General features: G+C 33.5%; 36 protein-coding genes and 3 pseudogenes. 35 read left to right on the top strand and 4 right to left on the bottom strand.

The window, feature by feature from the left end; genetic code table 11:
- Positions 1-65 precede the first annotated feature (65 nt).
- Together AZF37_RS09770 and AZF37_RS09765 are read left to right on the top strand one after the other, a co-directional pair.
- Positions 66-977, top strand: coding sequence for a hypothetical protein (locus AZF37_RS09770; RefSeq protein ID WP_088370604.1), 912 nt, complete (start codon positions 66-68; stop codon positions 975-977).
- A gap of 250 nt (positions 978-1,227) precedes the next feature.
- Positions 1,228-1,827 (top strand): hypothetical protein, encoded by a 600-nt coding sequence (locus AZF37_RS09765; RefSeq protein ID WP_088370603.1) that lies wholly within the window; start codon positions 1,228-1,230, stop codon positions 1,825-1,827.
- Between the two features lie 20 nt (positions 1,828-1,847).
- Here the strand turns inward: AZF37_RS09765 and AZF37_RS09760 are convergent.
- Positions 1,848-2,997: pseudogene (locus tag AZF37_RS09760) on the bottom strand (IS3 family transposase).
- Positions 2,998-3,380: 383 nt separating this feature from the next.
- On the opposite strand from AZF37_RS09760, the gene AZF37_RS09755 reads away from it, so the two are divergent.
- The 6 genes from AZF37_RS09755 to AZF37_RS10805 are packed head-to-tail and all read left to right on the top strand — an operon-like array spanning position 3,381 to position 7,345.
- The gene (locus AZF37_RS09755) at positions 3,381-4,211 is read left to right on the top strand and encodes an energy-coupling factor transporter ATPase (RefSeq protein WP_088370602.1); all 831 of its coding nucleotides are present in this window, start codon (positions 3,381-3,383) and stop codon (positions 4,209-4,211) included.
- Entirely contained in the window at positions 4,196-5,065 is an 870-nt protein-coding gene (locus tag AZF37_RS09750) for an energy-coupling factor transporter ATPase (RefSeq protein WP_088370601.1), read from the top strand. Before AZF37_RS09755 ends, AZF37_RS09750 begins: the two co-directional genes overlap by 16 nt.
- Complete coding sequence (locus AZF37_RS09745) at positions 5,058-5,855, top strand: energy-coupling factor transporter transmembrane component T family protein (protein ID WP_088370600.1); 798 nt, start codon at positions 5,058-5,060, stop codon at positions 5,853-5,855. Before AZF37_RS09750 ends, AZF37_RS09745 begins: the two co-directional genes overlap by 8 nt.
- Positions 5,856-6,608 carry a tRNA pseudouridine(38-40) synthase TruA gene (truA, locus tag AZF37_RS09740; RefSeq protein ID WP_088370599.1) on the top strand — a complete coding sequence of 251 codons (753 nt, stop codon included), beginning with the start codon at positions 5,856-5,858 and terminating at the stop codon, positions 6,606-6,608. It begins immediately after the preceding gene.
- Position 6,609: 1 nt separating this feature from the next.
- Positions 6,610-7,182, top strand: coding sequence for a DJ-1 family glyoxalase III (locus tag AZF37_RS09735; protein WP_088370598.1), 573 nt, complete (start codon positions 6,610-6,612; stop codon positions 7,180-7,182).
- Complete coding sequence (locus tag AZF37_RS10805; RefSeq protein WP_162474067.1) at positions 7,172-7,345, top strand: hypothetical protein; 174 nt, start codon at positions 7,172-7,174, stop codon at positions 7,343-7,345. Before AZF37_RS09735 ends, AZF37_RS10805 begins: the two co-directional genes overlap by 11 nt.
- Positions 7,346-7,404: 59 nt before the next feature.
- On the opposite strand, the gene AZF37_RS09730 is transcribed toward AZF37_RS10805, so the two are convergent.
- Positions 7,405-7,689, bottom strand: a complete 285-nt coding sequence (locus AZF37_RS09730) for a Nif3-like dinuclear metal center hexameric protein (protein WP_281178968.1) — start codon at positions 7,687-7,689, stop codon at positions 7,405-7,407.
- A 695-nt stretch (positions 7,690-8,384) separates the two neighbouring features.
- On the opposite strand from AZF37_RS09730, the gene AZF37_RS09725 reads away from it, so the two are divergent.
- The 7 genes from AZF37_RS09725 to AZF37_RS09695 all read left to right on the top strand — a co-directional run bounded on the left by AZF37_RS09725 (position 8,385) and on the right by AZF37_RS09695 (position 11,938).
- Positions 8,385-8,579: a hypothetical protein gene (locus AZF37_RS09725; protein WP_088370596.1), complete on the top strand. Its 195-nt coding sequence runs from the start codon at positions 8,385-8,387 to the stop codon at positions 8,577-8,579.
- Entirely contained in the window at positions 8,554-8,910 is a 357-nt protein-coding gene (locus AZF37_RS09720; RefSeq protein WP_088370595.1) for a radical SAM family protein, read from the top strand. The genes AZF37_RS09725 and AZF37_RS09720 overlap by 26 nt, the downstream gene beginning before the upstream one ends.
- A complete protein-coding gene (locus tag AZF37_RS09715; protein WP_162474065.1) occupies positions 8,882-9,118 on the top strand; it encodes a hypothetical protein in 237 nt (78 codons plus the stop codon). The genes AZF37_RS09720 and AZF37_RS09715 overlap by 29 nt, the downstream gene beginning before the upstream one ends.
- 17 nt (positions 9,119-9,135) lie before the next feature.
- A complete protein-coding gene (locus tag AZF37_RS09710) occupies positions 9,136-9,432 on the top strand; it encodes a hypothetical protein (protein ID WP_088370593.1) in 297 nt (98 codons plus the stop codon).
- Positions 9,433-9,525: 93 nt separating this feature from the next.
- Positions 9,526-10,122, top strand: a complete 597-nt coding sequence (locus AZF37_RS09705) for an epoxyqueuosine reductase QueH (RefSeq protein WP_088370592.1) — start codon at positions 9,526-9,528, stop codon at positions 10,120-10,122.
- Between the two features lie 9 nt (positions 10,123-10,131).
- A complete protein-coding gene (locus tag AZF37_RS09700) occupies positions 10,132-10,788 on the top strand; it encodes an HAD hydrolase-like protein (protein WP_088370591.1) in 657 nt (218 codons plus the stop codon).
- Position 10,789: 1 nt separating this feature from the next.
- Positions 10,790-11,938 carry a DEAD/DEAH box helicase gene (locus tag AZF37_RS09695; RefSeq protein WP_088370590.1) on the top strand — a complete coding sequence of 383 codons (1,149 nt, stop codon included), beginning with the start codon at positions 10,790-10,792 and terminating at the stop codon, positions 11,936-11,938.
- 72 nt (positions 11,939-12,010) lie between these two features.
- Here the strand turns inward: AZF37_RS09695 and AZF37_RS09690 are convergent.
- Together AZF37_RS09690 and AZF37_RS09685 are read right to left on the bottom strand one after the other, a co-directional pair.
- Positions 12,011-12,369 (bottom strand): annotated as a pseudogene (locus tag AZF37_RS09690) (pseudouridine synthase).
- The gene (locus AZF37_RS09685) at positions 12,354-12,740 is read right to left on the bottom strand and encodes an RluA family pseudouridine synthase (protein ID WP_088370588.1); all 387 of its coding nucleotides are present in this window, start codon (positions 12,738-12,740) and stop codon (positions 12,354-12,356) included. The pseudogene AZF37_RS09690 and the gene AZF37_RS09685 overlap by 16 nt, the downstream one beginning before the upstream one ends.
- A 114-nt stretch (positions 12,741-12,854) precedes the next feature.
- Here AZF37_RS09685 and AZF37_RS09680 point away from each other — a divergent pair, with 114 nt between their 5' ends.
- The 20 genes and pseudogenes from AZF37_RS09680 to AZF37_RS09605 all read left to right on the top strand — a co-directional run bounded on the left by AZF37_RS09680 (position 12,855) and on the right by AZF37_RS09605 (position 25,252).
- Positions 12,855-13,280: a hypothetical protein gene (locus tag AZF37_RS09680; protein ID WP_088370587.1), complete on the top strand. Its 426-nt coding sequence runs from the start codon at positions 12,855-12,857 to the stop codon at positions 13,278-13,280.
- Between the two features lie 149 nt (positions 13,281-13,429).
- Entirely contained in the window at positions 13,430-13,672 is a 243-nt protein-coding gene (locus tag AZF37_RS10930) for a hypothetical protein (RefSeq protein WP_172793118.1), read from the top strand.
- A complete protein-coding gene (locus tag AZF37_RS09675; protein WP_172793117.1) occupies positions 13,596-14,150 on the top strand; it encodes a nucleoside kinase in 555 nt (184 codons plus the stop codon). Before AZF37_RS10930 ends, AZF37_RS09675 begins: the two co-directional genes overlap by 77 nt.
- On the top strand, positions 14,132-14,482 hold the full coding sequence (locus tag AZF37_RS09670) for a nucleoside/nucleotide kinase family protein (protein WP_162474064.1): 351 nt from the start codon (positions 14,132-14,134) through the stop codon (positions 14,480-14,482). Before AZF37_RS09675 ends, AZF37_RS09670 begins: the two co-directional genes overlap by 19 nt.
- Complete coding sequence (locus AZF37_RS09665; RefSeq protein WP_088370584.1) at positions 14,483-15,328, top strand: deoxyribonuclease IV; 846 nt, start codon at positions 14,483-14,485, stop codon at positions 15,326-15,328.
- The gene (gene nth, locus AZF37_RS09660) at positions 15,312-15,956 is read left to right on the top strand and encodes an endonuclease III (protein ID WP_088370583.1); all 645 of its coding nucleotides are present in this window, start codon (positions 15,312-15,314) and stop codon (positions 15,954-15,956) included. Before AZF37_RS09665 ends, nth begins: the two co-directional genes overlap by 17 nt.
- A gap of 132 nt (positions 15,957-16,088) precedes the next feature.
- Entirely contained in the window at positions 16,089-18,575 is a 2,487-nt protein-coding gene (gene secA, locus AZF37_RS09655; protein ID WP_088370582.1) for a preprotein translocase subunit SecA, read from the top strand.
- A gap of 7 nt (positions 18,576-18,582) precedes the next feature.
- Positions 18,583-19,693 (top strand): annotated as a pseudogene (gene prfB / locus AZF37_RS09650) (peptide chain release factor 2).
- 8 nt (positions 19,694-19,701) lie between these two features.
- On the top strand, positions 19,702-19,863 hold the full coding sequence (locus AZF37_RS10800) for a hypothetical protein (RefSeq protein WP_162474063.1): 162 nt from the start codon (positions 19,702-19,704) through the stop codon (positions 19,861-19,863).
- A gap of 169 nt (positions 19,864-20,032) precedes the next feature.
- Complete coding sequence (locus AZF37_RS09645; RefSeq protein WP_088370581.1) at positions 20,033-20,377, top strand: hypothetical protein; 345 nt, start codon at positions 20,033-20,035, stop codon at positions 20,375-20,377.
- Between the two features lie 147 nt (positions 20,378-20,524).
- On the top strand, positions 20,525-20,791 hold the full coding sequence (locus tag AZF37_RS10925) for a hypothetical protein (RefSeq protein WP_172793116.1): 267 nt from the start codon (positions 20,525-20,527) through the stop codon (positions 20,789-20,791).
- Positions 20,700-21,080 (top strand): hypothetical protein, encoded by a 381-nt coding sequence (locus AZF37_RS09640; RefSeq protein WP_088370580.1) that lies wholly within the window; start codon positions 20,700-20,702, stop codon positions 21,078-21,080. Before AZF37_RS10925 ends, AZF37_RS09640 begins: the two co-directional genes overlap by 92 nt.
- Before the next feature lie 22 nt (positions 21,081-21,102).
- Positions 21,103-21,537 (top strand): hypothetical protein, encoded by a 435-nt coding sequence (locus tag AZF37_RS09635; protein WP_088370579.1) that lies wholly within the window; start codon positions 21,103-21,105, stop codon positions 21,535-21,537.
- Positions 21,538-21,727: 190 nt separating this feature from the next.
- Positions 21,728-21,973, top strand: a complete 246-nt coding sequence (locus AZF37_RS09630; RefSeq protein ID WP_088370578.1) for a hypothetical protein — start codon at positions 21,728-21,730, stop codon at positions 21,971-21,973.
- Positions 21,970-22,398, top strand: a complete 429-nt coding sequence (locus tag AZF37_RS09625; protein WP_162474062.1) for a hypothetical protein — start codon at positions 21,970-21,972, stop codon at positions 22,396-22,398. The genes AZF37_RS09630 and AZF37_RS09625 overlap by 4 nt, the downstream gene beginning before the upstream one ends.
- Positions 22,379-23,041: a hypothetical protein gene (locus AZF37_RS09620; protein WP_172793115.1), complete on the top strand. Its 663-nt coding sequence runs from the start codon at positions 22,379-22,381 to the stop codon at positions 23,039-23,041. Before AZF37_RS09625 ends, AZF37_RS09620 begins: the two co-directional genes overlap by 20 nt.
- Positions 22,992-23,207 (top strand): hypothetical protein, encoded by a 216-nt coding sequence (locus AZF37_RS10795; protein ID WP_162474060.1) that lies wholly within the window; start codon positions 22,992-22,994, stop codon positions 23,205-23,207. Before AZF37_RS09620 ends, AZF37_RS10795 begins: the two co-directional genes overlap by 50 nt.
- Positions 23,185-23,394, top strand: a complete 210-nt coding sequence (locus AZF37_RS09615; protein ID WP_088370575.1) for a hypothetical protein — start codon at positions 23,185-23,187, stop codon at positions 23,392-23,394. Before AZF37_RS10795 ends, AZF37_RS09615 begins: the two co-directional genes overlap by 23 nt.
- Positions 23,395-23,479: 85 nt before the next feature.
- Complete coding sequence (locus tag AZF37_RS09610; RefSeq protein WP_088370574.1) at positions 23,480-24,289, top strand: transketolase; 810 nt, start codon at positions 23,480-23,482, stop codon at positions 24,287-24,289.
- A gap of 9 nt (positions 24,290-24,298) precedes the next feature.
- Positions 24,299-25,252 carry a transketolase family protein gene (locus AZF37_RS09605; RefSeq protein ID WP_088370573.1) on the top strand — a complete coding sequence of 318 codons (954 nt, stop codon included), beginning with the start codon at positions 24,299-24,301 and terminating at the stop codon, positions 25,250-25,252.

The following is a 25,252-nucleotide window of genomic DNA, read 5'->3' as shown; positions in this document are numbered from 1 at the left end:
GAAATAGCACTATTTATACTGTTGCAGGTAAGACAGAAATAAATATTGATGGTGCAGGTTCTGAATTGAATTTAGTTCATAATGGCGGAGACTATAGTGCTTATTTTTCAGACGGAACTGGTGAAAGCAATATTAATATTACTGGCGGTGGACTATTAGATGCTTATACTAAAGATGGAACTCGAGGTGGAATTAACTTCCAAAGTCAAACCTCTTCAACTATTAATATTTCTGGAGTTGGATTTTTACCTAATGGTAAAAAAGTTCATAGTAGACTAAATTCTGTAAGGGATATGCCGGCACCTGCTAGAGGTGGTGATTATTCCCATGCAGCAATTAATACTAGTTACTACGCTAATAAAGCATTAATTATTAATATTAATTCAGGTGGAATTTTAGTTGCTAAAAATAATAATATAGGTGATCCAGCAGTAGATTTAGGGAATCATCCTGATAGTAGAATAACCATTGATAATGCTAGGGCTTTTGATATAAGAAATGATGGTGCAGGAGGAAGAGTAATTGGTGGAGCTGGTTCTGCTAATAATGCTGTTCGTTTTGTTGCTAAGGATACGGCTGTTAGCACGTGGTATAAAGGAGCAACACCCTATGATAATGATAAACTTGTGTTAACTTGGCAAGTAGGTAGCAATCCTATTAATGGCGTGCATAATGGTACTGTAAAGACAAACCCAGGTGTATATGGACCAGGTGCAGATAAGGTTACAACTAAATTAGATGAATTTAAATTACAAGACTATGGTCGTATTTATCAAGAAAATCCTGATCCTTTTGTAACAATTGATCAAAAACCGCCGACAACAGATAGCGATTTAAAGAATAGAGTGGATTTAGATAACCACAATAGAACAGGTAATATGACAGCTGTTCATGACTTAGATACTACAGTATCAGGAACAGCTTATATGCAGTCCATAATATCGACAGATAAGGTTTTTCCTATTCCTGATTATTAAAGTAAATGTTTTTGTTAAAAAAGCTGATGGAACAATAGTAACGTATGCTATTGGAAAAGTTACTGAAACACCTATTGCAAAGGCAGTAACAGATACTAAAGGTAATTATACTGTTAATATATCTGGCTTACCTTCAGGTACACAATTAGTAGCTCAAGCCGTTATAGGTGATGGTGCTAATCCAAGAATCAGCTCTGTTGAGGCAGGTGAATCAAATAATACTATCTGGAATATTAAGCAACCTTTAGTAATGGAAGCTGATAGTGTAACTTATTCTAGTTCATCAGAGACAAATCCAGTAAAAGTCTATAAATATACCCCAGAAGATGGTAAAATTGGTTTGAAAATTACGGGAAAATCAGCGAAGCGCATTGATGGGTATGGTGAATTTTTAAACCCAGCAACTGTTAATGTATATAAAATGAATGGCACATTAATTGGTTCAGCACCTATATCACCAGTTGATGCTAATGGAGAGAATAAATATACGGTAGATATTAATTCAGTGGAAGCATCTGGGTTAACTTCAGGTGAAAAAATTTATATCACGATTACAGATGACATACTTCCTGTAGACGCTGTATCTCCTCATATGACTAACAAAGCTTATGGCATAGTAAAATCAATAGAACCGACAGTGAAAATGCTAAAAAGCTCAGCCAATGCAAATGGTAAAACTACTTACTCTGTTGATGATATTATTGAATATACAATTAAAGCTAAAAACACTAAAAAAGATTCTGTGTGCACAGATGTTAATGTAAGTGATGTGCTACCTTCTGATGTTAAATTAGTATCAGGCAGTGTGATTGTTAATGGCTCAGCTGTAGGCTTGGAAGAATGTCAATAGAGTAGATAGAAAAAGTGAAATTAAGTTTTAATAGAAGTGAAAAAATAGTCTTCTTTGGAATTAGGAGAAAGAATGTTATTAGCAGAGTGGGGACGTATAGGGGGTTGTAGAAGCCCTCAATGTGTTCAAAGCAGGAAAGCTTAATTTGAGCAAAGGAAGAAAAAGACCTACGAAGAATTTCTTCTTTTTTCATATATTTAAAAAGGACTCAACGACAGCATTGTCCCAAGGATGAGAAAGCTTAGAAAAAGATTGAATGATACCAAAAGAATCAAGGAGCTTTCTAAAGATAAAAGAAGTATATTAGGAACCTCTGTCAGAATGAAAAATAAGAGAAGTAGAAGGTTTTTGAGAATAAAAGGCTTTGATAAAAGTATCCTTAACAAGAGAAGTATCAATTTTAAGAGAGAGCTTCCAAGCAATAATTTTACGAGAAAATAAATCCATAATAACACAGAGATAAGCAAAAGAGGCATTTAAATTAATATAGGTAATGTCACTAGCCCAGACTTGATTGGGCTGAGGAACATTAAAATTTTGATTTAGGTAGTTAGGGCAATCAAAATTGGGAATAGACCTCGGATGAATAAACCGAAGTTTGATAGTAGGCATTTTAGGAAGATTCATGTCAGTCATCAGGCGGCTCGCTCTACCAATACTGATGTTGATGCCATAGTCATAGGAAAGAAGAGCCTTAATCTTAGATGGGCCAATACGTCTCTTAGTAAGATGACAAATCTCCGAGAATAAGCTGACGGAGTTTTTAATTCTCAATAGTTCTAGGAGAAAGTTTTTCCGAAAAGTATTTGTAATAGGAGCTGCGGTTCACTTTAAGGACATGACAAAGAAAAGAGATAGCGTGCTGAAAACGAAGGGTATGAACAGCCATTAATCTTTGTCTGAGTGAGGCGTGAATATGGCAATTGCTTTTTTTAAAATGATATTTTCCTCCTAGAGTCGAGCATTACGCTTTTGAAGATCCTTAATCTGCTTAGCGGTTAGAATAGTATCATCATCAATTCTAACCTGAGAATAAAGTTTAATCCACTTGTGTAAAGCAGACATGGAGACACCATATTCTTTAGAAAGTTGGGATTGAGTTTTACCGTTTTGGTGTAAATTAACAATACTTTTTTTAAATTCTTCATCGTATTTCTTGTAATTATTCATAATTTTATCCTTTCTTATGTGTCTACTTATTTAAAACATGTTTCACTTTTTCCTGTCTACTTTTTTAGTATATGTCCAGTTAAGTTGGTGTTGTTTTAGCAGATACTTTAGATTCTAGAATTGATGCTTTAGCTAAAGGGTATAAAACCTATAATATTAGAACATACTATTGGACAATAGATAATGAAAAAGAGCAACTGAACTTATGACGAATAAGGGTGCCTATGGCATTATTACAGATGTCTTAACTAAATAGTAATTCTACCTAGAAGAGACTTTTCGATTATTTGGAAAGTCTTTTCTATTATTAATTTACTAAACATTCAATAATTTGATATAATAGATATAATATAAGGTAAGTTAATTAAAGGAGATAATGCAAATTGATTAAAATAGATGGTCTCTACCATGAATATAAGAAAGAATCAGGTGAATCTATAGAGACTCTAAAAAATATAAATATAGAAATAAAAAAAGGCAACTTTGTTTCAATTATTGGTCATAATGGTTCTGGCAAGTCAACTTTAGCTAAACACTTAAATGGATTAATAGTGCCACAAAAAGGTAGCATTACAGTTGAAGGTATGGCTGTTTTAGATAATGAAAATATTTGGCAAGTACGCCAAAGAGTTGGTATGGTTTTTCAAAATCCAGACAACCAATTTGTTGGAGGCACTATAGAAGAAGATATTGCCTTTGGTTTAGAAAATCTTGGGATTCCTTCAAAAGATATGATGCCTATAATTTTAGCTGCTGCCCAAAAAGTAGGTATGGAACAGCATCTAAAAAGACCTCCTCACCGTTTGTCGGGGGGGCAAAAACAAAGAAGTGCCATCGGTTCTGTTTTGGCTATGAAACCAGAATATTTAGTATTAGATGAACCAACTTCTATGTTGGATCCTAAAGGTAGAAAAGAAGTCATTGAGGTTTTAAGACAGTTAAATAGAGATGAGGCTATGACTATTGTTTTAATTACCCACTTTATGGATGAAGTGGTCTATAGTGATAAAGTTGTCGTTATGGATCAAGGAGAGGTTATAATTGAAGGCTCCCCCAAAGCAGTATTTTCAGAAAAAAAACTTTTAGAAAATATTGGGATGCGTTTACCTAAGGCTTTAGAAATTAGTTTAATGCTTAAAGAAAAGGGCTTAGAATTAGAAAATACAATATTAACGAAAGAGGAATTGGTGAAACGCTTATGTCAGTTGAAGTAAAGTCAGTAACGTACCAATATGATATTGATGATGTAAATAGCAGAGAATATGGTATTTTTGATATTTCCTTTAAAGTGGAATCAGGGCAAACAATAGGGGTTATTGGTCATACAGGTTCAGGAAAATCAACTTTAATGCAACATTTCAATGGACTTTACTTGCCTCAAGAAGGTTGTATTATAATAGATGAATTTACTATTGATAAAAATGGTAAAGGCTTAAAAGAATTACGTAGAAAAGTTGGTTTGGTTTTTCAATACCCTGAAGATCAGTTGTTTGAGGAAACAGTATTTGCAGATATTGCTTTTGGACCTAAAAATTTAGGGCTAACAGAAGCTGAAGTAAAAAAAGATGTAGCATTATCTATGGAAGATATCGGTCTATCTTATGAAGACTATCAAAATCGCTCCCCTCATGAACTATCTGGAGGAGAGAAAAGGAAGGTCGCGATTGCATCTGTTTTGGCTATGAATCCTGATATTTTAATTTTAGATGAGCCAACAGCAGGATTAGATCCAAGAAGCAAAAGTGATTTGCTTTCCCTATTATTTGAAATTAAGGAAAAGAGGGGACTGACTGTATTTTTTGTTTCTCACGATATGGACGATATTTTTGAGGTTGCTGATTATTTACTTGTGATGGAAAATGGTCGTCTTGCTTTAGAAGGGCTACCAGAAGAAATATTTTCCAAAAGGGAATATTTGTTGTCTTTGGGACTGGGAACGCCTTTTAGTGTAGAAATAATGGCTTTACTAAAAGAGGCTGGCTGTAGTGTGGATTTTAAGCCTCTTAGAGATAAAGAATTAGTTAGTCAGCTTTTGGAAATTTTTAAAAAGGGGAAGAAACATGCTTAAAGATATAACTATTGGGCAATATTTGTATAGAGAGTCCTTTGTTCATCGTTTAGATCCCAGAACTAAGATTATCTGTGCAATGATATTTATGATTGGCATTTTTTTTGTACAGTTTTTATATGAATATATTTTTGTTTTACTAATGACTTTAGGAACAATCTATGTATCTAAAATTCCAATTAAGAAAATAATCAAAGGGTTAAAACCAATTTTACTTTTAATTATATTAACAGCAATTATGAATATCTTTTTTACCAAGGGAACACCAATTTTTGAGTTTGGCTTCATTCATATTGCTTGGGAGGGTTTAAGTGTAGCTGCCTTTATGGCTTTGAGAATTTTTTTCTTGGTTATTTTTACTTCCTTATTAACATTAACAACATCACCTATTAATTTAACAAATGGCATTGAGGGACTACTATCCCCTCTTAAAATAATTAAAGTTCCCGCTCATGAAATAGCTATGATGATGAGTATTGCTCTGAGATTTATTCCTACATTAGTGGATGAAACAGACAAAATTATGAAGGCTCAGAAAGCTCGTGGTGCTGATTTTGAAACAGGTAATTTATTGAGAAGAGTAAAGGCTTTAGTTCCTATTCTCATTCCTTTATTTATAAATGCGCTTACAAGAGCTGATGATTTAGCTTTGGCAATGGAGGCTAGAGGATATAAAGGAGATAGAGGCAGAACGAAATTTAAAGAGCTTCATTATAAAAAAAATGATGTATTTGTACTGCTCTTATTCTTGTTAATTTTAGTAGCTCTAATTATTAGGAGTGTTATTTAAATGAATATAGTACTAAAAGTGGGCTATAATGGTAATGGCTATAATGGTTTCCAAAGACAGAAAAATACAGATAATACGATTGAACATATTTTGGAACAGTCTATTATGAAGGTTGTGGAAGAACCTCTTACGATTATTGGTGCCAGTCGCACAGATTCTGGTGTCCATGCCCAAGGTCAGATGATTCAATTTAGAACCCGTAAAAAGATTCCTTATGAGAAATATGTGCCTATTTTAAATGATCTGCTACCAGAAACCATCAGAATTTATGAAAGTTATTTTGTTCCAGATGATTTTCATGTACGCTATCAGGTTCTGAAGAAAAAATATCTTTATAGAATTGATATAAATAAGGTGCCTAATGTGTTTGTGTTACCATTTACTTATCATTTTTCACAGTCTTTAGACATTGAAAAAATGACAAAAGCTTTTAAAACTATAGAGGGAGAACATAACTTCAGAGCTTTTTGTGCTACAGGTTCTTCTGTTAAAACCCACGTTAGGCAGATTTTTGAAGCTGTATTATTTGAGGATAATAATATCATTACACTTTCAATTACAGGTAATGGTTTTTTATATAATATGATTCGCATTATTGCTGGAACACTAGTTGATATTGGTAGAGGTTTTTTAAAGGAGGATGTATTTTTAAAAAGCTTTAATACTTTAAGAAGAGAGACACTGGGAAAGACTGCACCTAGCAAAGGTCTCGTGTTGCAAGAAATAATATACGAAAAAGGGGTGTTAAGTTAACATGATTAGTATTTTGTTAGCATCAGGATTTGAAGAAACAGAGGTAGTAACTGTTTTTGATATTTTAAAAAGAGGGGACATTGAAGATGTTTCTTTAATTTCAGTAACTGGAAATAGAAAACTCCATAGTGTAAGAAATTTGACAATATATGCACATGGAAAAATTGAAGAAGTTGATAGCAAAGAACAATCAGCCATTATTCTTCCAGGAGGAAAAGCTGGGGTTAATCGTTTGAGAAGTTCAATCTTTGTAAAAAAATTGGTCAGAGATGCTTATGATAATGGAGGCTATATTGGCGCTATTTGCGAGGCTCCTTTAGTCCTTGAAGAAGTAGGCTTGTTGAAAGGCTATGACTATACGTGTTTTCAAGGAATGGAAAAAGAACTGGAAACAGGCAATTTTATTGATAAAAAAGTAGTTGTTGATAGACAGCTTATTACTGCACAAAGCCCAAGTTCAAGTGCATTATTCGCTTTTGCAATATTGGAAAAACTAAAAGGAAAAGAAGTCCGTAAAAGGATCCAAAGTGAATGGAAAGGAAAATGCGAAGAGGTTAGTGTAAATGAAGAATAGAATACAATCTATTGGCAGAATATTTTTGCTTATTGGTATTGTGACTTTACTTTTTGCATGGGTTATTTACTTTCTAAAAATAATCTGGTTAACCATTGTTTTAGGTTTAATCAGTTCCTTATTTTCAGGGGCTTTTATTGGTCTTAATATTAAGCAGCAATAATAATTAGATGTTTAAAAACGAAGACACTTGCTTCAGCAAGCGTCTTTTTATGTTTTGTATTAATAGTTTTTTTCTTTTATTTTAATGGCTTTTACATCAGTGCCTGCAATAAGTAGTTTTGCTAGATTTTTGATACCTAAGATTTCAGTATTAGCGTGACTGCCAATTAAAAGATTAATGCCGGTAAATTTTCCGAAAAGTTCTGAGTAAAGGTTGTATTCTCCGGTAATGTAGGCATCACAGTCTTCATCAATAGCTAGTTGCATGTCTGGTGTCATATTACCGGCACCAGCCATAATACAGACCTTAGAAATTAAGCCTTTCTTATTTTTGTATGCTCTAATTGGTTCATCTAAAATTGTGATTAAATTATCTCTTAAAAAAAGAGAAAGTTGCGGGTGCTTCTAAAGTACCAATGACACCTGCATAATAGTGTTCTTCATAGGGAATAACCTTTTTTGATTTTTGAGTGAGATTGAGGGAATTGGCTAGGGAGCTACTGGTTCCAAAATCAGCATCATCAAGAGGGGCATGAAAAAACAATGGGTCATATTGTAGGCTTGCAGGCGTTCATAGCATTCCTCAGCCATATCAAAAATAAATGTCCATGCGTTGGTGGGTTAATAGTAAATCCACCTTATGTTTATAGGCTTTCTCAATGGCTTTAGGTGTTAAAATGACACAATATCCTATTTTTTTATATCAGCATTATTTTCATTAATAAAACCCCATTCATTATCATTATGGGATAGTTTGCTAGCATCAAATAATGATACTAGTTTTTCTTTAAGGTCATTATAAATCATTTGCTCTCCTTTACGTAGTTATTTAGTTTATGGCTATTATAACATTTTATAGTTCATATGACTTTAAAATATATGATTAATAAAATTTTCATAAAATAAAATAAAGCATTAGTGAAAAGTGACTAATATAGCTATCAAAATCAAACATATTTTTGTCATGTTTGTATTCTTTTACAATGAATGCAGTCCTTGTATGAGATATAATAGCATCGAAATGATAAAGGAGGTGCCAAATGATTGAAAAAAGATTGGAGAAAATATTAAAAGCATGTTTAGAGGGAGCAACTGTGACTAAAGAAGACTGTATTTATCTATTATCTTTTTCAGAAACTTCTTTTGAAACTGGATTAATTAAGGCCGTTGCAGATGGTTCTTTCAAGAAAGAAAGCAGAAAATTCAGGTTTGATTTTGGGTCAAATTGGACTTGATATTTCACCCTGTATTGGCAACTGTCAGTTCTGTGTATTCGGTGAAAATCAGGCTATTTTTACGGAACAATCCTTAACGGATGAGGAAATTATAGCAGAAGCCAAGGCTTTAACAGACGATGGTGATCTCTATGCTTTGTTTTTAATGGCAATGCATACTTATGATAAAGAGAAAATGATTAGAATTATAGACTTAGTTCGTGGAGCAATTCCAAGCCATACTCAAATATGGGTTAATGTTGGGGATACTGATACGGAAACATTTAATCTTTTTAGGGATGCAGGTGCAAATGGAGCTTATCATGTCTGTCGGGTTGCGAGAAGGTGTTGATACGGGTTTAAGTAAAGGAGATAGAATTGTAACTTTGAAAAATATTGTAGCATCAGGTTTAGATTTATATACATGTTGTGAACCTCTTGGTCCTGAACACACCAATGAAGAAATTGTCGAAAATATGTTTATAGGAATCGATTTAGGGTGTTTTCAACATGCTGCTATGAGGCGAGTTGCAGTTAAAAGGGGTGCCTTTGGAAAGTAAGGGGCAGGATTACTGAGATGAGATTAGCTCAGATTGTTGCTGTTTTAACCCTAGTAACCATTCCAAGTGAAAGTGTGAAGTATATGTCCATTCATGAACCAACATTATTATGTCTCGTTGCTGGTGCAAGCGTTATTACAGCTGAAAGGGGAACTAATCCTAGAGACACAGTAGCCAATACAGATAAGGGCCGAGGTTTAGATATGTCAGGTTGTAGAACCATGTTGTATGAAGCTGGCTTTACATCCTTAAGAAGAGGGGACGACACAATGATTCCTTTAACTTCAGAATATGTAAAAGAGAAGAACCGGTAAGCGTCACCTTTAATAGGGAAACAGCTGGTAGAATTTATATTGAAATTCTACCAGCTGTTTTGTTATGTGTTATAATAAAAGAGGGTGAAAAAAATGAGTGAGAAAATAAATTATAATCAGATAATTGAAAAAAAGATAGCGGATTTTAAAGGAAAGAAAAGCCTTTTATTACATAGTTGTTGCGGTCCTTGTAGTGCTAGTGTAATTGAAAAATTGCAACCTTACTTTGAAATCACTGTTTTTTACTATAATCCTAATATTTATCCTGATGCTGAATATTTTAAAAGAAGAGATGAACAACAAAAATATTTGGCAAAAATGAATGTACCGTTTGTTGAAGGGGATTATGAAGCAGAGATTTTCTTTAGGTTAGCTAAGGGATTAGAATTGGAAGTTGAAGGTGGGCAGCGTTGCCTTAAATGTTTTGAAATGCGTTTAAGAAAAACTGCTGAGTTTGGAGAGGAATATAATTTTCAATTTCTTGCAACAACCCTTACCGTTAGCCCTCATAAAAATGTTAACTACATTAATACCTTGGGACAGACTCTTGAGAAAGAGTATAACATTGAATATTTGGTTAGTGATTTTAAGAAAAAAGAAGGCTATAAACGGTCATTAGAAATATCTCAAAAAGAAAAATTTTACCGACAGGATTACTGTGGTTGTATATATAGTCAAAGGAAGAAATGAGGCAGAGAAATGACGTATAAAAAAATATTTTTTGATTTAGATGGTACCTTAAGTGATTCTAAAGAAGGCATTATGAAATCTCTTTATTATGCTATTGATAAAATGGGGTTAGAGAAACCTACAGAAGCTTTTTTGCAAAGCTTTGTAGGACCACTCTTATGGGATTCCTTTATAAATAAGTTAGGCTTAAGTGAAAAAGATGCTGCTACAATGATTGGCTATTTTAGAGAACGTTTTATTCCTTTAGGTATTTATGAAAATACACTTTATGAAGGAGTTAAGCCATTGTTACAGCGTCTAGACCAAAAGAAGGATATTGAAATTTATATTGCTACAGCAAAACCAGAGACCAGTGCTTTAACTGTTTTAGATTATTTTAAAATTAAACCTTATTTTAAGAAAATTAAAGGAGCTACTTTTGATGGACGTATTCGTACGAAAAGCCAAGTTATTACTAGCCTTTTAGATGTTATTGAGCCTGTCGATAAAAAAGAAATTTTGATGATAGGTGATAGAGATCATGATGTTATTGGGGCTCATGAAAATGGTATTGATTGTTTAGGTGTACTGTATGGTTATGGCAGTTCAGCAGAGTTAGAGGTAGTTGCGGTTGATCATTTGGTTAAGAATGTTTCAGAATTATCATCTTTCTTATTAGGAGATTAAAGTGAGTGACTTTAGAAAGTTAGGGATTAATGAATCCTTAACTAAAATATTAACTGAAAAAGGATCTGATAAACCTTTTCCTGTTCAGGAAAGAGCTATTCCCTTTTTATTGAAGGGAAAAAGTAGCGTTATTGAAGCACCTACAGGTTCCGGTAAAACATTGGCTTATGTATTGCCAATTGTAGATGCAGTAAAAGCAGAAAATAAATATGTGCAGTTTGTTGTTGTAGTCCCTACTAAAGAGTTAGGTGCTCAAGTAACTAAAGTTATTCAGGATTTTACTGATAGTGTTCTATTTTTACCAGATGGGGTGGGTGTCAAAAGACAGGTTGAAAAACTAAAAAAAAGCAAACCTGCTATTGTAGTAGGGGTTCCTTCAAGACTCAATGAATTAATGGATTATGGGAAAATAAAAAGCAGTCATTTGAGAGGATTAGTAATAGATGAAAGTGATAAAGTGCTAAGGGGCTCTAATGAAAGGGCCATTAAATCAATTATCCAAAGTGCCCTGAAGACTATGCCTCTTTATTTTTTTTCGGCAACCTTTAAATATAAAGATATTGAATTAATGAAATCTTATAGAGAAGATTTAGAGGTGGTGCAATTAGAGGAAGGCTCAAATACACTGGTGAAACACTACTATATTATGGTGGATAAGCAAAGGAAAACTCAAAGTTTGTTTTATTTACTACAAAGTTTTAATATTAATAAAGCAGTTGTTTTCATTAATCGATCAGAGGGTGTTGATGGTTTAGTTAATCGTATCTTAAAACAAAGAAGAAAAATATTTAAGCTACATACAAATATGACCATGGAGGAACGTAAAAAGGTACTTCAAGACTTTAGGCATGCAACATTAGCTATTCTAATTACTACAGATGTTTTTTCTAGAGGTTTAGATATTCCTGATACAGATGGTGTCATTCACTATGACTTGCCTAGAACAGGGGAAATTTATATGCATAGAAGTGGCCGAACTGGAAGAGGCTATCAGAAAGGTCGTGTTATCTGTATGGTTTCTGAAAGCGAAAAAGGAGCATTTTATGGTATGCGAAAAACTGTTGATGTGCACATCCAACAGATTGGATTAAATAAAGATAAGTCTATTGTGTTTTTGAGAGGGACTGCCAAAAAGAAAGGAAGTTTTTAGGTAAGCAAGAGGACAAGTTAATGGTTTCTCCTGTTTTAAAGTGGACGAAGGAAAAAGAACTGGAACGAAGGGCTAGAAAAGGGCTAGTCCATTATGCAATCTGATTTGATGTGTTCTACCTGTTAAGAGTTTTAGTTTTAGAAGTGAATAGCCATTTCTAATAGCTAAGCATTCATAACTGGTAATCCCCATTTTTCCATGAGGACTAACGCCTCTTTTAATAATAGTGTTCTGGAGCCTGTCAATGGGGAGCTGAATGATTCCTTTTTATAGGGGAATTCCCTCTCAATAAGAGCTATATAGACTTTTGACGTTTGTCCAGCAGTCATTTGTTGACTGACACTATGCTGTGCTAGAGTATGTTTTCCAAATAATAAAATACCCGAAGTTGTTTTATCTAAACGGTGGATTGGCCTTACATTGGTAGCCAATCATTTTTTTCAAAGTAAGCAGCAACCCCATTTGCCACAGTATCTTTTAAATGTCTAATTGTAGGATGAGTTGGAACATCATAAGGCTTTTCAATTGCAATAAAATCTCTATCTTCGTAAAGGATGTTTAGATTCATGGAAATAGGCTCTATAGTTGATGGTCTTAAAAGATAAGGATTAATGGTTATGATATCGCCTGCTTTTAGGGGCGTCCATAAAGGTTGGACTTCATTGTTTTTATGGACTTGATTTAAATTTCTCAAACGAATAGCATAAGAAGGAGAAACATCTATTGAAAGTAGGAATTGTTTGATAGACATCCCTTCTTCATTTTTTCTGATTGTATAAATAAGGTTTTTGTTGTTTTCCATTTTTGCTCTCCTTTCCTTTTATATTATAGCCCATCAATAAGGGAAAACAAAAGAAAAAGTTGGTTAGGTATGCTATAATTGTAAATAACCTTTTTAAAGTAGAGGAGGCTCATGATGAACGAATTTTTGGTGACAAAAGAAGATGCAGGAAAAATAGTATTTGACTATATTCAGGAAAAGTATTTAAACTATGATTCCATTGCCTATAGTTGCAATAATACAATTGTACCGCATATTCATCGTATTAAAGAAGGCGATCGAGTAGAAAGCTATCCAATAACTCACAGAGAGGGGTATTGGGTTTATTTAAGTAGCCTTTATTTTCTGTTAAGTTATGTAACCAGAACACTTTATCCTAGAAGCAAACTGGAAATATCCCATACAGTAGCTAAAAATGTCTATTGTTATTTTAGAGGTAAAGAAAGATTAACTGAAGAAAAAGTATTTGCTATTAGAGATAAAATGAGAGAGTTAGTTACAGCAGATATTCCTTTACAAGTTGAAATGAGAGATAGGAAAGATGCTATTAATTTATTCTGAGGCTTTTCTGATTGTAAAGAAAAATTGGAATATGGTAATCGTTTTGATAAAATACTACCTATTTACAAATTAAATGATACAGAAGACTATTTCTATGGAGCTCTAGTTCCCTCTACTGGGTTACTAAAATTTTTGATTTAGCATATTATATGCCGGGCTTTTTATTGAGACTTCCTAATATATTAACAGGCGAAGAATTATTTCCCTTTAAAGAGTTACCAAAATTTTTTGATGTTATTGAAGATACAAAGAGAATTAGTGATTTTTTAGAAGTATCTTATACAAGCTCTCTTAATAGACAAATTGATGCAGGACATGGAAAAGAAATTGTTTTACTGGGGGAAGCTCTCCAAGAAAAAAATTGCAGAGATTGCCAAGCATATTACCGATAATTGTCATAAATATCACTTAGTTATTGTTGCTGGACCATCATCATCAGGTAAGACTACTTTTACGAATAAGCTTGCCATTGCTCTTGAAGTAAATGGCAAAAAGCCTATTATAATTTCTATGGATGACTATTATTTGAATCGCGACCAAACACCACTGGGTCCTGATGGAGAACCAGATTTTGAGGCAGTGGATGCTATTGACATTCCTCTGTTTCAAAAGGATTTAGAATCCTTAATATCGGGAACAACTATTCCTGTTCCTTCCTTTAACTTTAAGACTGGAATGAGAGAGTATAGGGGTCAATTATTTACAAAGGAACCGGGTTCACCAATTATAATTGAAGGTATTCATGGTTTAAATCCAAGATTGACGAATAGAGTTCCAAGTCATTTGAAGTATATGGTTTATGTGACTACCTTGACTCAATTAAATATATTGATCAATACAATCACATTAGAGTGTCTGAAGCACGTTTAATTAGACGTATTGTTAGGGACAATAGAGATCGTAATTTAAGTCCAGAAGATACATTGGCTTTGTGGCCAAAAGTAAGAAAAGGTGAAGAAGGTCAAGTTTTTCAATTTCGGGAATTGGCTAATGTTCACTTTAACTCACACCTTTTTTATGAACTCAGTGTTTTGAAAGGCTATGAAGAACCTATTTTAAAAGAGATAAAAAAAGACTCTCCTGCTTATATGGAGGCACAGAGATTATTAAATATATTAAAGTACTTTGATGTATTAGATGATATATGGGTACCTCCATTTTCACTATTGCGGGAATTTATAGGAATGAAAGAAGGAAAATAGATGCTGAATATTGGATGTCATTTAACTGTTTCAAAAGGTTATGAATATATGGGGGAAAAGATTTTAGAATTAGGAGGAAATACATTTCAGTTTTTTTTCCGTAATCCTAGAGGTGGAAAAGCTAAGGCATTAAACATGGAAGATGTTGCAAAGCTTGAAGCCATTATGGTGGAAAATAATTTTGCACCTATTTTAGCTCATGCTCCTTATACTTTAAATATGGCTGGGCAAAAAGAAGATGTCTATGACTTTGCTAAAATGGCTTTTAGGGAAGATTTAGAACGCCTTGAATCCCTGCCTTGCCACCTTTATAATTTTCATCCAGGTAGCCATACAGGAAAAGGCATAGAATGGGGAATGGAGAGAATTATAAAAGGTCTTGAAGAAGTGGTTTTCAAAGAATGTACAACAACTATTCTTTTTGAGGGAATGGCTGGCAAAGGTTCTGAAATAGGCAGTACCTTAGAAGAGTTAGCCTTTTTACTTAAGCACGTTACATATCCAGAAAAGTTTGGTGTCTGTTTAGATACCTGCCATCTATGGGAAACTGGTTATGATTTAGTTGATGATTTAGATGGGGTTTTAGAAAAAGCAGATAACTTAATTGGTATTGATAAAGTAAAGGCAATTCATTTAAATGACTCGAAGAATCCATTAGGAGCTCATAAAGATCGCCATGAAAGAATTGGTGAAGGGACCTTAGGAATTGATACAATTTATAACATTATTACCCATCCTTTTCTTAAAGATAAACCTTTTTATTTAGAAACACCTAATGAAGAGGTAGGCTATAAAAGTGAAATATCATTGTTAAAGGAATTAGTAGCACATGGCAACAACAGATAAAAGAAAATTAAGAATAATAGGAGAATTAAAATGTCTTTATCCTGATGCCAAAGGTGAACTTGATTTTACGACGCCTTTTGAATTACTTGTTGCAACTATATTGTCAGCTCAAACTACAGATAAGCAAGTTAACAAAGTAACTAAGTCATTATTTAAGGTAGCAGGAACCCCAGAAGGAATGGTTAATCTGTCGCCTTCTGAATTGACAGAGTATATTAGAAGTATTGGTTTGTATAGAAATAAACAAAAACATCTTTCAGCTATGGCCTTAAAATTAATTGAAGATTTTTATGGTATTGTTCCTAAGACCCAAAAAGAATTAATGACCTTGCCAGGAGTCGGTCAAAAAACAGCTAATGTAGTAGTTAGTAATGCCTTTGGAGTGCCTGCAATAGCTGTAGATACTCATGTTTTTAGAGTATCTAATCGTTTAGGATTAGTTAAAGAAAACGATGTAACTAAAACCGAGGAGGCTTTAAAGAAAGTGTTAAATGAAAAGGATTGGAGTCAGATGCATCACTGTTTAATTTATCATGGAAGAAGAGTCTGTAAAGCTAGAAATCCTCTTTGTCAGGAGTGTACTTTAAGAGATGACTGTAGATACTATATTAAGGCATTAAAAAAATAAGAAATAATAGTAATAGGATATTCAATTGAGTTGGTATCCTATTTGTTTTTTATGTGTATAAAGGTAAAAAGTTAGCATTTTAGATTATAAAATGGTAAAATAAAAAGTAGACAAAAATTACAGGAGAGTATGATGTTAAAATTTTTAGAATCACTATTAAGCGATAGTAAAAAAACAATTAAAAAGTTAAGACCTGTTGTAGATAGAATCAATGGGTTTGAAGAAAAAATGGCTGTTTTAACAGATGAGGAGCTAGCGGCTAAAACCATAAGCTATAAAGAGCGAATTGCTAAAGGGGAGTCTTTAGGTGACTTATTGCCAGAAGCTTTTGCTATAACAAGAGAAGCAGCCAAGCGCGTGTTAGGAATGCGTCATTTTGATGTACAGTTAATCGGTGGTGCCGTCTTACACCAAGGCAGAATTTCCGAGATGAAAACAGGGGAAGGTAAAACTTTAGTGGCAACCTTACCTGTGTATTTAAATGCTTTAAGTGGGAACGGTGTCCATGTGATTACAGTCAATGATTACTTAGCTACTAGAGACAGTGAATGGATGGGGCAAATATATAAATTCTTAGGAATGGATGTTGGTCTAATTATTCATAGTATTCATCCTTTTGAGAGGAAAAGTGAGTATGCGAAAGATATTGTTTATGGAACTAATAATGAATTTGGCTTTGACTATTTAAGAGATAATATGGCTGTTACTGAGGAGTCAATGGCTCAGCGAAAGTTAAATTATGCTATTGTGGATGAGGTTGATAGTATTTTAATTGATGAAGCTAGAACACCCCTTATTATTTCTGGCGAGGCAGATAAACCAACATCTATGTATGAAACAGTTGCCAAAGTAATGCCTTCACTGAAAAAAGATGTAGATTTCACATTGGATGAGAAACAACGGTTAGCTACGCTAACAGAAGAGGGTTTATCAAAAGTTGAGAAAATGCTAGGTGCTTCTAGAGTATATGAAGATGATAATGGTGAGCTAGGGCATCATATTAACCAAGCTCTAGTCGCTCAAAATGTGATGAAAAAAGACGTTGACTATATTATAAAAGATGGCGAAATTGTTATTGTTGACCAATTTACTGGACGATTAATGTATGGAAGACGCTATAGCAATGGTTTACACCAAGCTATTGAGGCTAAGGAAAAGGTTAAAATTCAAAAAGAATCACAAACACTGGCTACTATAACATTCCAAAACTATTTTAGAATGTATGATAAGTTAGCTGGTATGACAGGTACAGCTAAAACTGAGGAAGATGAATTCCGTTCAATTTACGGTATGGATGTAGTTGTTATTCCTACAAATGTTGAAGTGAATAGAGTAGATGCAGATGATGTAATTTATAGAACTGAAGTGGGTAAATTTAAGGCTATAGCTGCAGAAGTTGCTGAAAGACATAAAAGTGGACAGCCAGTATTAGTTGGTACGATAGGAATTGATAAATCGGAAGCTTTAAGTGGGCTCTTAAAAAGACAAGGTATTCCTCACCAAATACTTAATGCCAAGCATCATGAAAAAGAGGCGGAAATTATTTCTAAAGCAGGAGAAATGGGGGCTGTAACTATTGCCACCAATATGGCTGGCCGTGGTACCGACATTGTTTTAGGTGAAGGGGTTCAGGATGTGGGTGGTCTTTGTGTAATTGGTTCTGAAAGACATGAATCAAGACGTATTGATAATCAGCTAAGAGGTCGCGCTGGTCGTCAAGGTGATCCGGGAAGAAGCCAATTCTATATTTCCAGTGAGGATGATTTGTTACGTGTTTATGGTGGCGATAGAATTCAGAGCTTACTTAAAATGAGTACAAATGATGATACGCCAATTGATAATGCTTTATTAACTAAAAGTATTGAAAGAGCACAAAAAGCAGTTGAAAGTAGAAACTTTGAAATGCGTAAACAAGTTCTTGAATATGATAATATAATGAATCAGCAAAGGGAAATTATTTATCGCCAAAGAAGAGATGTTCTTTTAGGTGAAGATATGAAGACTAATGTGATTTCCATGATTGAAGATGTTATTGAAAATGCTGCACATCGTTTTTCAAATGGTGAAGAGTATGTTGAAAACTGGGATATGGATGGTCTTTTAATGTATGCTAGTCAAAGCTTTTTACCAAATAGAGGGGTAACAAAAGAAGAACTTTTAAAATTATCTCAAGAAGAAATTAAAATGTTGTTTAGGGAAAAAGCTATGGAAGCTTACGAACAAAAAGAAGTAGCCGTTAGCCCAGAGGTAATGCGCTTTTTAGAAAAGCAAGTTGTTCTTCGCTCGGTAGATAGTAAGTGGATGGATCATATTGATGCTATGGATCAGTTGAGACAAGGTATTGGTCTTCGTGCTTATGGACAGAAAAATCCATTGACTGAATACAACTTTGAAAGTTATGATATGTTTCAAAATATGGTTGCGGATATTAAAGAGGAAGTTACCCGACTTATTTATAGAGTAACTGTTGTTGAGAAACAAGAAGGTCCAAAAAATGTTCGTGAAAACAAATATGAAGAAGAAAACAAACAAAGTGTCAGAACTGGTAAAAAAGTAGGTAGAAATGACCCATGTCCTTGTGGCAGTTGTAAAAAATATAAACAATGCTGTGGGAGATAACAGATAAATGGATATTGAAATAGCAAAACAGACTTTAGAAAATAATTGTAATTATTACCATACTATTATAAAGGAGTCTCTTTGACTTAGAAAAAAAAGTAAGTGAAAAAGAGGTTTTAGAGAAAAAACGTTTGGCACCTGATTTTTGGGACAATGCCTCTGAAGCAGCTAATATTAATCAAAAGATTATTCGTTTAGAAGAAGAGTTAAGAAAAGTTGAACGAGTAGAAAAACATATGGAAGAGGCTCATGTTATGCTTGAGCTTCTTTCTCTTAATTCAGAAGATAAGGAACTGGGAAAAGAATTAAAAGAAGAACTGGCTATTATTAAGGATGATTTAGAGGCCCTTGAAATTAGCACATTGTTTTCCGAGGCCTATGATGATAATAATGTTGTTATGGCTCTTCATGCAGGTGCTGGTGGTGTTGATGCTCAGGACTGGGTTGAATACCTTTATAAAATGTATTTACGCTGGGCAGAGAAAAATGGCTATACTATTTTTGCTTTGGACTATTTAGATGGTGATGAGGCCGGTATTAAAAGCGTTACAATTCATATTGTAGGACCTTATGCATATGGTTATTTAAAGTCAGAGCAGGGAGTACACCGACTTGTGCGAATATCGCCTTTTGATACTAATAAAAAAAGACATACTTCCTTTGCTTCTGTAGAGGTTTTGCCTGAAACAAGTGATGAAAACAAAATTGAAATCAGAGATGAAGATCTTAGAATAGATACATATCGCTCAGGTGGGGCTGGGGGACAGCATGTTAATAAAACAGATTCAGCTGTCAGAATAACCCACTTACCTACAGGTATTGTTGTTCAATGCCAAAGTGAGCGAAGCCAATTAAATAATAGAAGTAGTGCTATGAAAATATTAAGAAGTAAGCTTTTAGAAAAACAGAGACAAGATGAAGAAGCTGCTTTAAGAGCTTTAAGAGGAGACCATAAAGAGATTGGCTGGGGGAGTCAGATTAGATCTTATGTATTTCAACCTTATCAAATGGTGAAGGATCATAGAACAAACTACGAATCAGGTCAGGTAGATAGTGTTCTCAATGGGGATTTAGATGGTTTTATTAAAGCCTATTTAAGAAAGTTTACAGGGAGGTAATTCTAGGTATGGCGATGATTATTTATGAAAAAGGAAAATCCATATTAGATAAAGAAGTGAATATTAGAAATCATAGTTATGCTTGGTTTTTAGGTGAAAAAGGAGAGGAAGATTTACTTCCTCTAATGACTATATGGCAGAATTCTGAAACAAGTCAATGGCTTTTTTAGGTGACCATCAGTTAGATTAAGTTCTCCGCTCTTATTTTGAACTAGATGTTTTAAATAATGAAAAGGTGGGAGAGAAAGGCCTTTTTTTAGATGGAAGTTGTTTAAATGAAGGTGTTAAAGGTGTTTTTATTGGTGTAACTAAAAAAATATAGAGTCAGTCCAGAGCATTATGGCAACTCTTGGAATTGCTAAACAGTTTTATTTTTGTAATAATAAGGAAAATGGTTACTATTACAAAAACATTCAGCTCAAGAAGCTTTTATTATTGTTCCTGAAGAAAAAGAATACCCTTCTATATATATTATATATTGAGGGAATTCCTGAAGAAGAGAGAGTTCTTTTCTCTTCACGGCTATTTTCTATAGAAGAGACACCTGTGTTTTCTTTAAGTTATTATTTAAAGAAGTTGTTTTTAAATAACAAAGGGGGAAGTCAAACTCCTTTTGATTATTTAAATAATCTCTATATAGATAGCAGACAAAAGTATAAAAAGTATAATAAATTAAATAGGTAGGGATATTCCCTTTGAAAAAGGAATGGTTCAATATAACGCTTTTTTAGAAAGACCATTATCCTATGAGGAAAAATTGAAAGCTTATTATTTAAGGATGACTTTAAAGAGATTCCGGCATTAATTGAAGCCTATGTAGCGAGTAGCCATATGGAAGGGAATTTTGTTTATAATACGCTTATCTATATGGGCAAATATGGAGCATTAAATATTATTTTACCTTTAATGGAAAAAGTAATTGGTAATTTAATCAAGTCTGTTAGCGAAGAACAACAAATAAATTTGTTATCCTTACTAGGAGAACTATATTTAAAGGAGGGCTCTTATGAAAAAGCTGAAGAAGCATTTATGTTGTTTTCTAACAGTAACATTAGCGATAGTCGAAAAGGCTATTTTTATCAAAAGGGGGGGGATTAAGGCTTTACTGGATGGTGGCCTTTATGATAAAGCCCTGACTGTTGTCAGGGGTAAAAGAGAATCTTTCTTAAAAGAAGATAGAGCTATTTTGGAAAGTTTTCTTCTATATATAAGCAATCATAAAAAAGATTGGCTATTAGCAGAATCTATCATTAAAGCATATACTTTAGAAGAGCCTCATGATTTAATTCTTAAGGAAATCATTAATTACAATCAGGGCAAGTTAAATATAGAGTCCATTGATGGACTCTTAAGTTACCCTTCTATTCGAGAAAAAAGACCAATATAGCCATGGTTACATACTTGAAAAATTGGTTTTAGAAAGAACCGGAGAAAGTCTTGAATCTTTAAAATTATTTAATAGAATTTTAGAAGACATTAGTGAAGAGACTAATTCTATATTTAGAAGATGGTGTCTTTTATGCTATTTAAATAAAGGCTTAATTACAGCAAGAGAAGCGAAAATATTTGAAGGTATTAATATACTTAAAGAGGGTATTTCCATTTATGCTGATGATGTTGAGGTCTATACAAAAAGAATTTTAAAGAAGTCATTAAGGGAAAAAGCTTTTTTAGAGATGAAAGTTGGAGAATATGAAACGGCCTTAATGACTATTGAAGAAGGTCTTTCAGCTACTGATGAAGACAGTTTTTATGAAGGTGAGCAAAAAGGCTATTTCCTTTATATAAACTGGAAATTCTGGGGATTCTCAATCGTTCATATGATGAGACTTATGATTCATTAATGACGTTGCTTAAAAAGAAAAAAGGCGTCCCCCCCTTTGAAATTATTGAGAGTACTGCCTTTTTCTTAAAAGAGAGCAGTGACTTGAAAAGAGGAGAAGAAGATAAAGGAGACTAGAAGCTGGAGCTTTCTTTTGGGGAAAATATAGAGAAAATAAAAATGAAATAATTGAAAAGAAACTTCTTGACAGTTTGCTTTTTGAAAGAGATTGGTTAAGAGATAAAGAACATACTGCTTCATTAATACTTACACTTAAAAAAATAAGTGAAAAATACAAAAATCATGTAAATCAATTATTTTCTTTTGAAGCTGGAAGAAGCTTATATGATTTGGGCTCTATATTAATTGAAGAGGATAATAGAAAAATGGCATTAGCTATTATGATATTTTTCTTGAAGATTATAAAGATACTAAAGATAACGTTTTACAGGAAATGATGTTGAGAGCTTCCTATCAAAAAGGAATATATCTTTATTATGAGGGACAGCTTAAGGGAGCTAAAACAATACTTGAATCCTTTAAAGATTCTGTTATGGAAGAAGACAATAATTGGATGGCTGAAAAAGAGCATTGTCTTTTTGTATTAGCTTCTATTGAAAAAGCAGAAGGTCATAAAAATAAAGCTATTGATGGTTTTGAACTTTATGTGAGTCTATTTAAAAATAAAGAAGAAGCTGAAAAAAGATTATTAGAGGCTTATTGGCATTTAAGTCAGCTCTTTATGCTTTCTGATAAAACAGAAGGTGCACTAACTTATTTAGATTTAGTTATTAATAATAGCACTGTTGTAGAAGAACCCTATTTAATGCTGAATGCCTATAAAGAAAAAGCTAAATACTTATTTGAAAGAAATGAATATTGAGAATAGCTGGGCTGTCTATGAGACTATTATTGAGTTATTTAGCAATAATCAAGATGAGGTCATTGTTAGTCAATTATCTGAAGTTTACAGAAAACTTATTGCTATGGCTAAGAATAATATAGATTTTAATAAAATTAAAGATGATCTTGAAAAGATTATTTTAGTACTAGGTCAAGGGACAGAAAAAGAAGCAGTACAGCAATTTAAAGTTCTAGTAGCCTTTTTATTGGATGCAGCTGGAATTCATAAAGCTTTTAAGGTGCAAAAATGGGCGGCTAAAGCAATTATTAAGGATTTTGAGTCTAGGGAAGAGTTTCAATTTAAAAAAGGAGTGGCAAAAAGTTACTACAATCTTTTAGTTTTGTCTACCGTTGATGATGATTTGGATACTATTGAAGCTACTTATAAACAATTAGAAGCAAAGACAAAATATGTTGCTAATGATATGGTTAAGGATTATTTTTACGAAGGACAAAGAACCTTTGCTGTAGAGTTATTTAAAAGAGGTCATTTGGATCGAAGTGAAGCTTATATCAAAGATAATTTAAAGGAAAAGGATTCTTTTTTAGGTCGTTATTATCTAGGCTGGATTTATGAGCAAAAAAAGCTTAATAAAAAAAGCTCTAAAAGCATATGGCGATAGTTTGCTTTTCAAGAATACTCTTGTTGATGATGGGCAAAAAGTACTATATTATGATGGTTTCTTGAGAAAGACTGAAATCTTAGGTGCAGAAAAGTCATTGTTTAAAAAATATAAAGAAAGCCTTAAAAGAAATGGAAGAAGGATTGGAAGAAGAACTTTTAAATGAGAAAAACATAATTTTCTACCATAAGCAAGCTTTATTTTTCTATCTAAAAGGAAAATTGCTCTTGGCTTTAGGTGAAAAAGAGAAGAGTCATAGTACTTTGGAGAAAGGTCTTAGACTTTTTGATAAGGAACAGAATCAAGAAGTTGAAAAAACAATAAGCAATATATATGAGGTTTTAGATGACTAAAACCTGTGGAAATCGTTTGAAAAACAAACCAGTATTTGTTATAATATGCCATATGGGAAACTGTGGCTAGAGATAAGGAGTTACAATGGACATAGATTTATTGCAGAAAAAAGCCCTTGTGGTTAGAAGAGACATTATAAAAATGATCGGCGAGGCAGGTTCAGGACATCCAGGAGGATCTCTATCCGCAGCTGATATTTTAGTTGCCTTATACTATAGTGAACTAAAAGTTGATCCTAAGAACCCTAAATGGGACGAAAGGGATCGTTTTGTGTTATCAAAAGGCCATTGTGTTCCAGCCTTATATGCTGTTTTAGCAGAAAAGGGTTTTTTTGACAAAGAACTATTATTTACTCTTAGAAAATTAGGTAGCCCTTTACAAGGTCATCCAGATATGGTTAAAGTTCCTGGGGTTGAAATGTCTACAGGTTCTCTGGGGCAGGGCTTTTCAGTATCAGTAGGTATGGCTCTCAGCTTAAAAGTAGATCAAAAACCTAATAGAGTATATGCTTTATTAGGGGATGGTGAAAACCAAGAAGGTATTGTATGGGAAGCTGCAATGGCAGCTGGAGACTATAAATTAGATAATTTAACAGCCATTTTAGATAACAATGGTCTTCAGATTGATGGTCGTTGTTCCGAAGTAATGTGTGTAGGGCCCTTAAAAGATAAATGGGCTTCTTTTGGTTTTTGTGTTCTGATGATAGATGGTCATAATATGGCTGCTATTTTAGAAGCTTTTGAAACAGCAAAAACCATTAAGGGAAAGCCAACAATGATTATTGCTAAGACAATAAAAGGAAAAGGTGTTTCCTTTATGGAAAACCAGGTTGGTTGGCATGGCAAGGCGCCAAATAAAGAACAAGTAGCCTTAGCTTTAGAAGAGTTGGTGTAGGAGGAAAACATGGAATCAATAGCAACAAGAGAAGCCTATGGCAATGCATTGGCTAAATTAGGAACTAGAGATGATATTATTGTTTTAGACGCTGACTTATCTCAATCTACTAAAACAATAGAATTTCAAAAGGTAAATCCAAGTCATTTCTTTAATGTAGGAATAGCAGAACAAAACTTAATGGGGATTGCTGCAGGTATTGCAACAACGGGTAAAATTCCTTTTGCTAGTACCTTTGCTATTTTTGCAGCAGGAAGAGGCTTTGAAGTTATTCGTAATTCCATTGCCTATCCAAAATTAAATGTGAAGATTGTAGCAACTCACTCTGGATTAACAGTAGGTGAGGATGGTGGAAGCCATGAAGCTATTGAAGATATTAGTATTATGAGAAGCATTCCTAATATGACAGTAATTGTGCCAGCTGATGGTATTGAGACAGAAAAAGTAATTGAGGCTATTGTTGAATACAATGGTCCTGTTTATGTTCGTCTTGGCAGACCTAAAATTCCTGTATTGTTTGAGAATGATTATAAATTTGAAATTGGCAAACATCCTATTTTAAAAACTGGAGATTCTGTAACAATTGTAGCTTGTGGCATTATGGTAGCCAAAGCTTTAAAAGTGGCTGAAAAATTGACAGCTGAAGGTATTAATGCAGAAGTCATTAATGCTTCAACGATTAAACCATTTGATGATGAGACCTTGTTAGCATCTGTTAAAAAGACAGGGTGCGTTGTAACAGCAGAAGAACATTCTATTCTAGGGGGATTGGGTGGCGCTGTTTGTGAACTTCTTGCTCGTGAATATCCTGTACCAGTAGTTAGTATTGGTGTTCAGGATGTTTTTGGTGAATCAGGTTCACCTGATGCATTACTTGAAAAATATGGATTAACAGAAAAATGCATTTACGAAGGTACTATGAAGGCATTGATGAAAAAACAAGGTAGAAGAGGGAGAGACTGA

This window comes from endosymbiont 'TC1' of Trimyema compressum (genome assembly GCF_001584725.1).
GTDB lineage: Bacteria > Bacillota > TC1 > TC1 > TC1 > TC1.
This window is presented reverse-complemented; position numbering and strand designations above follow the sequence as displayed.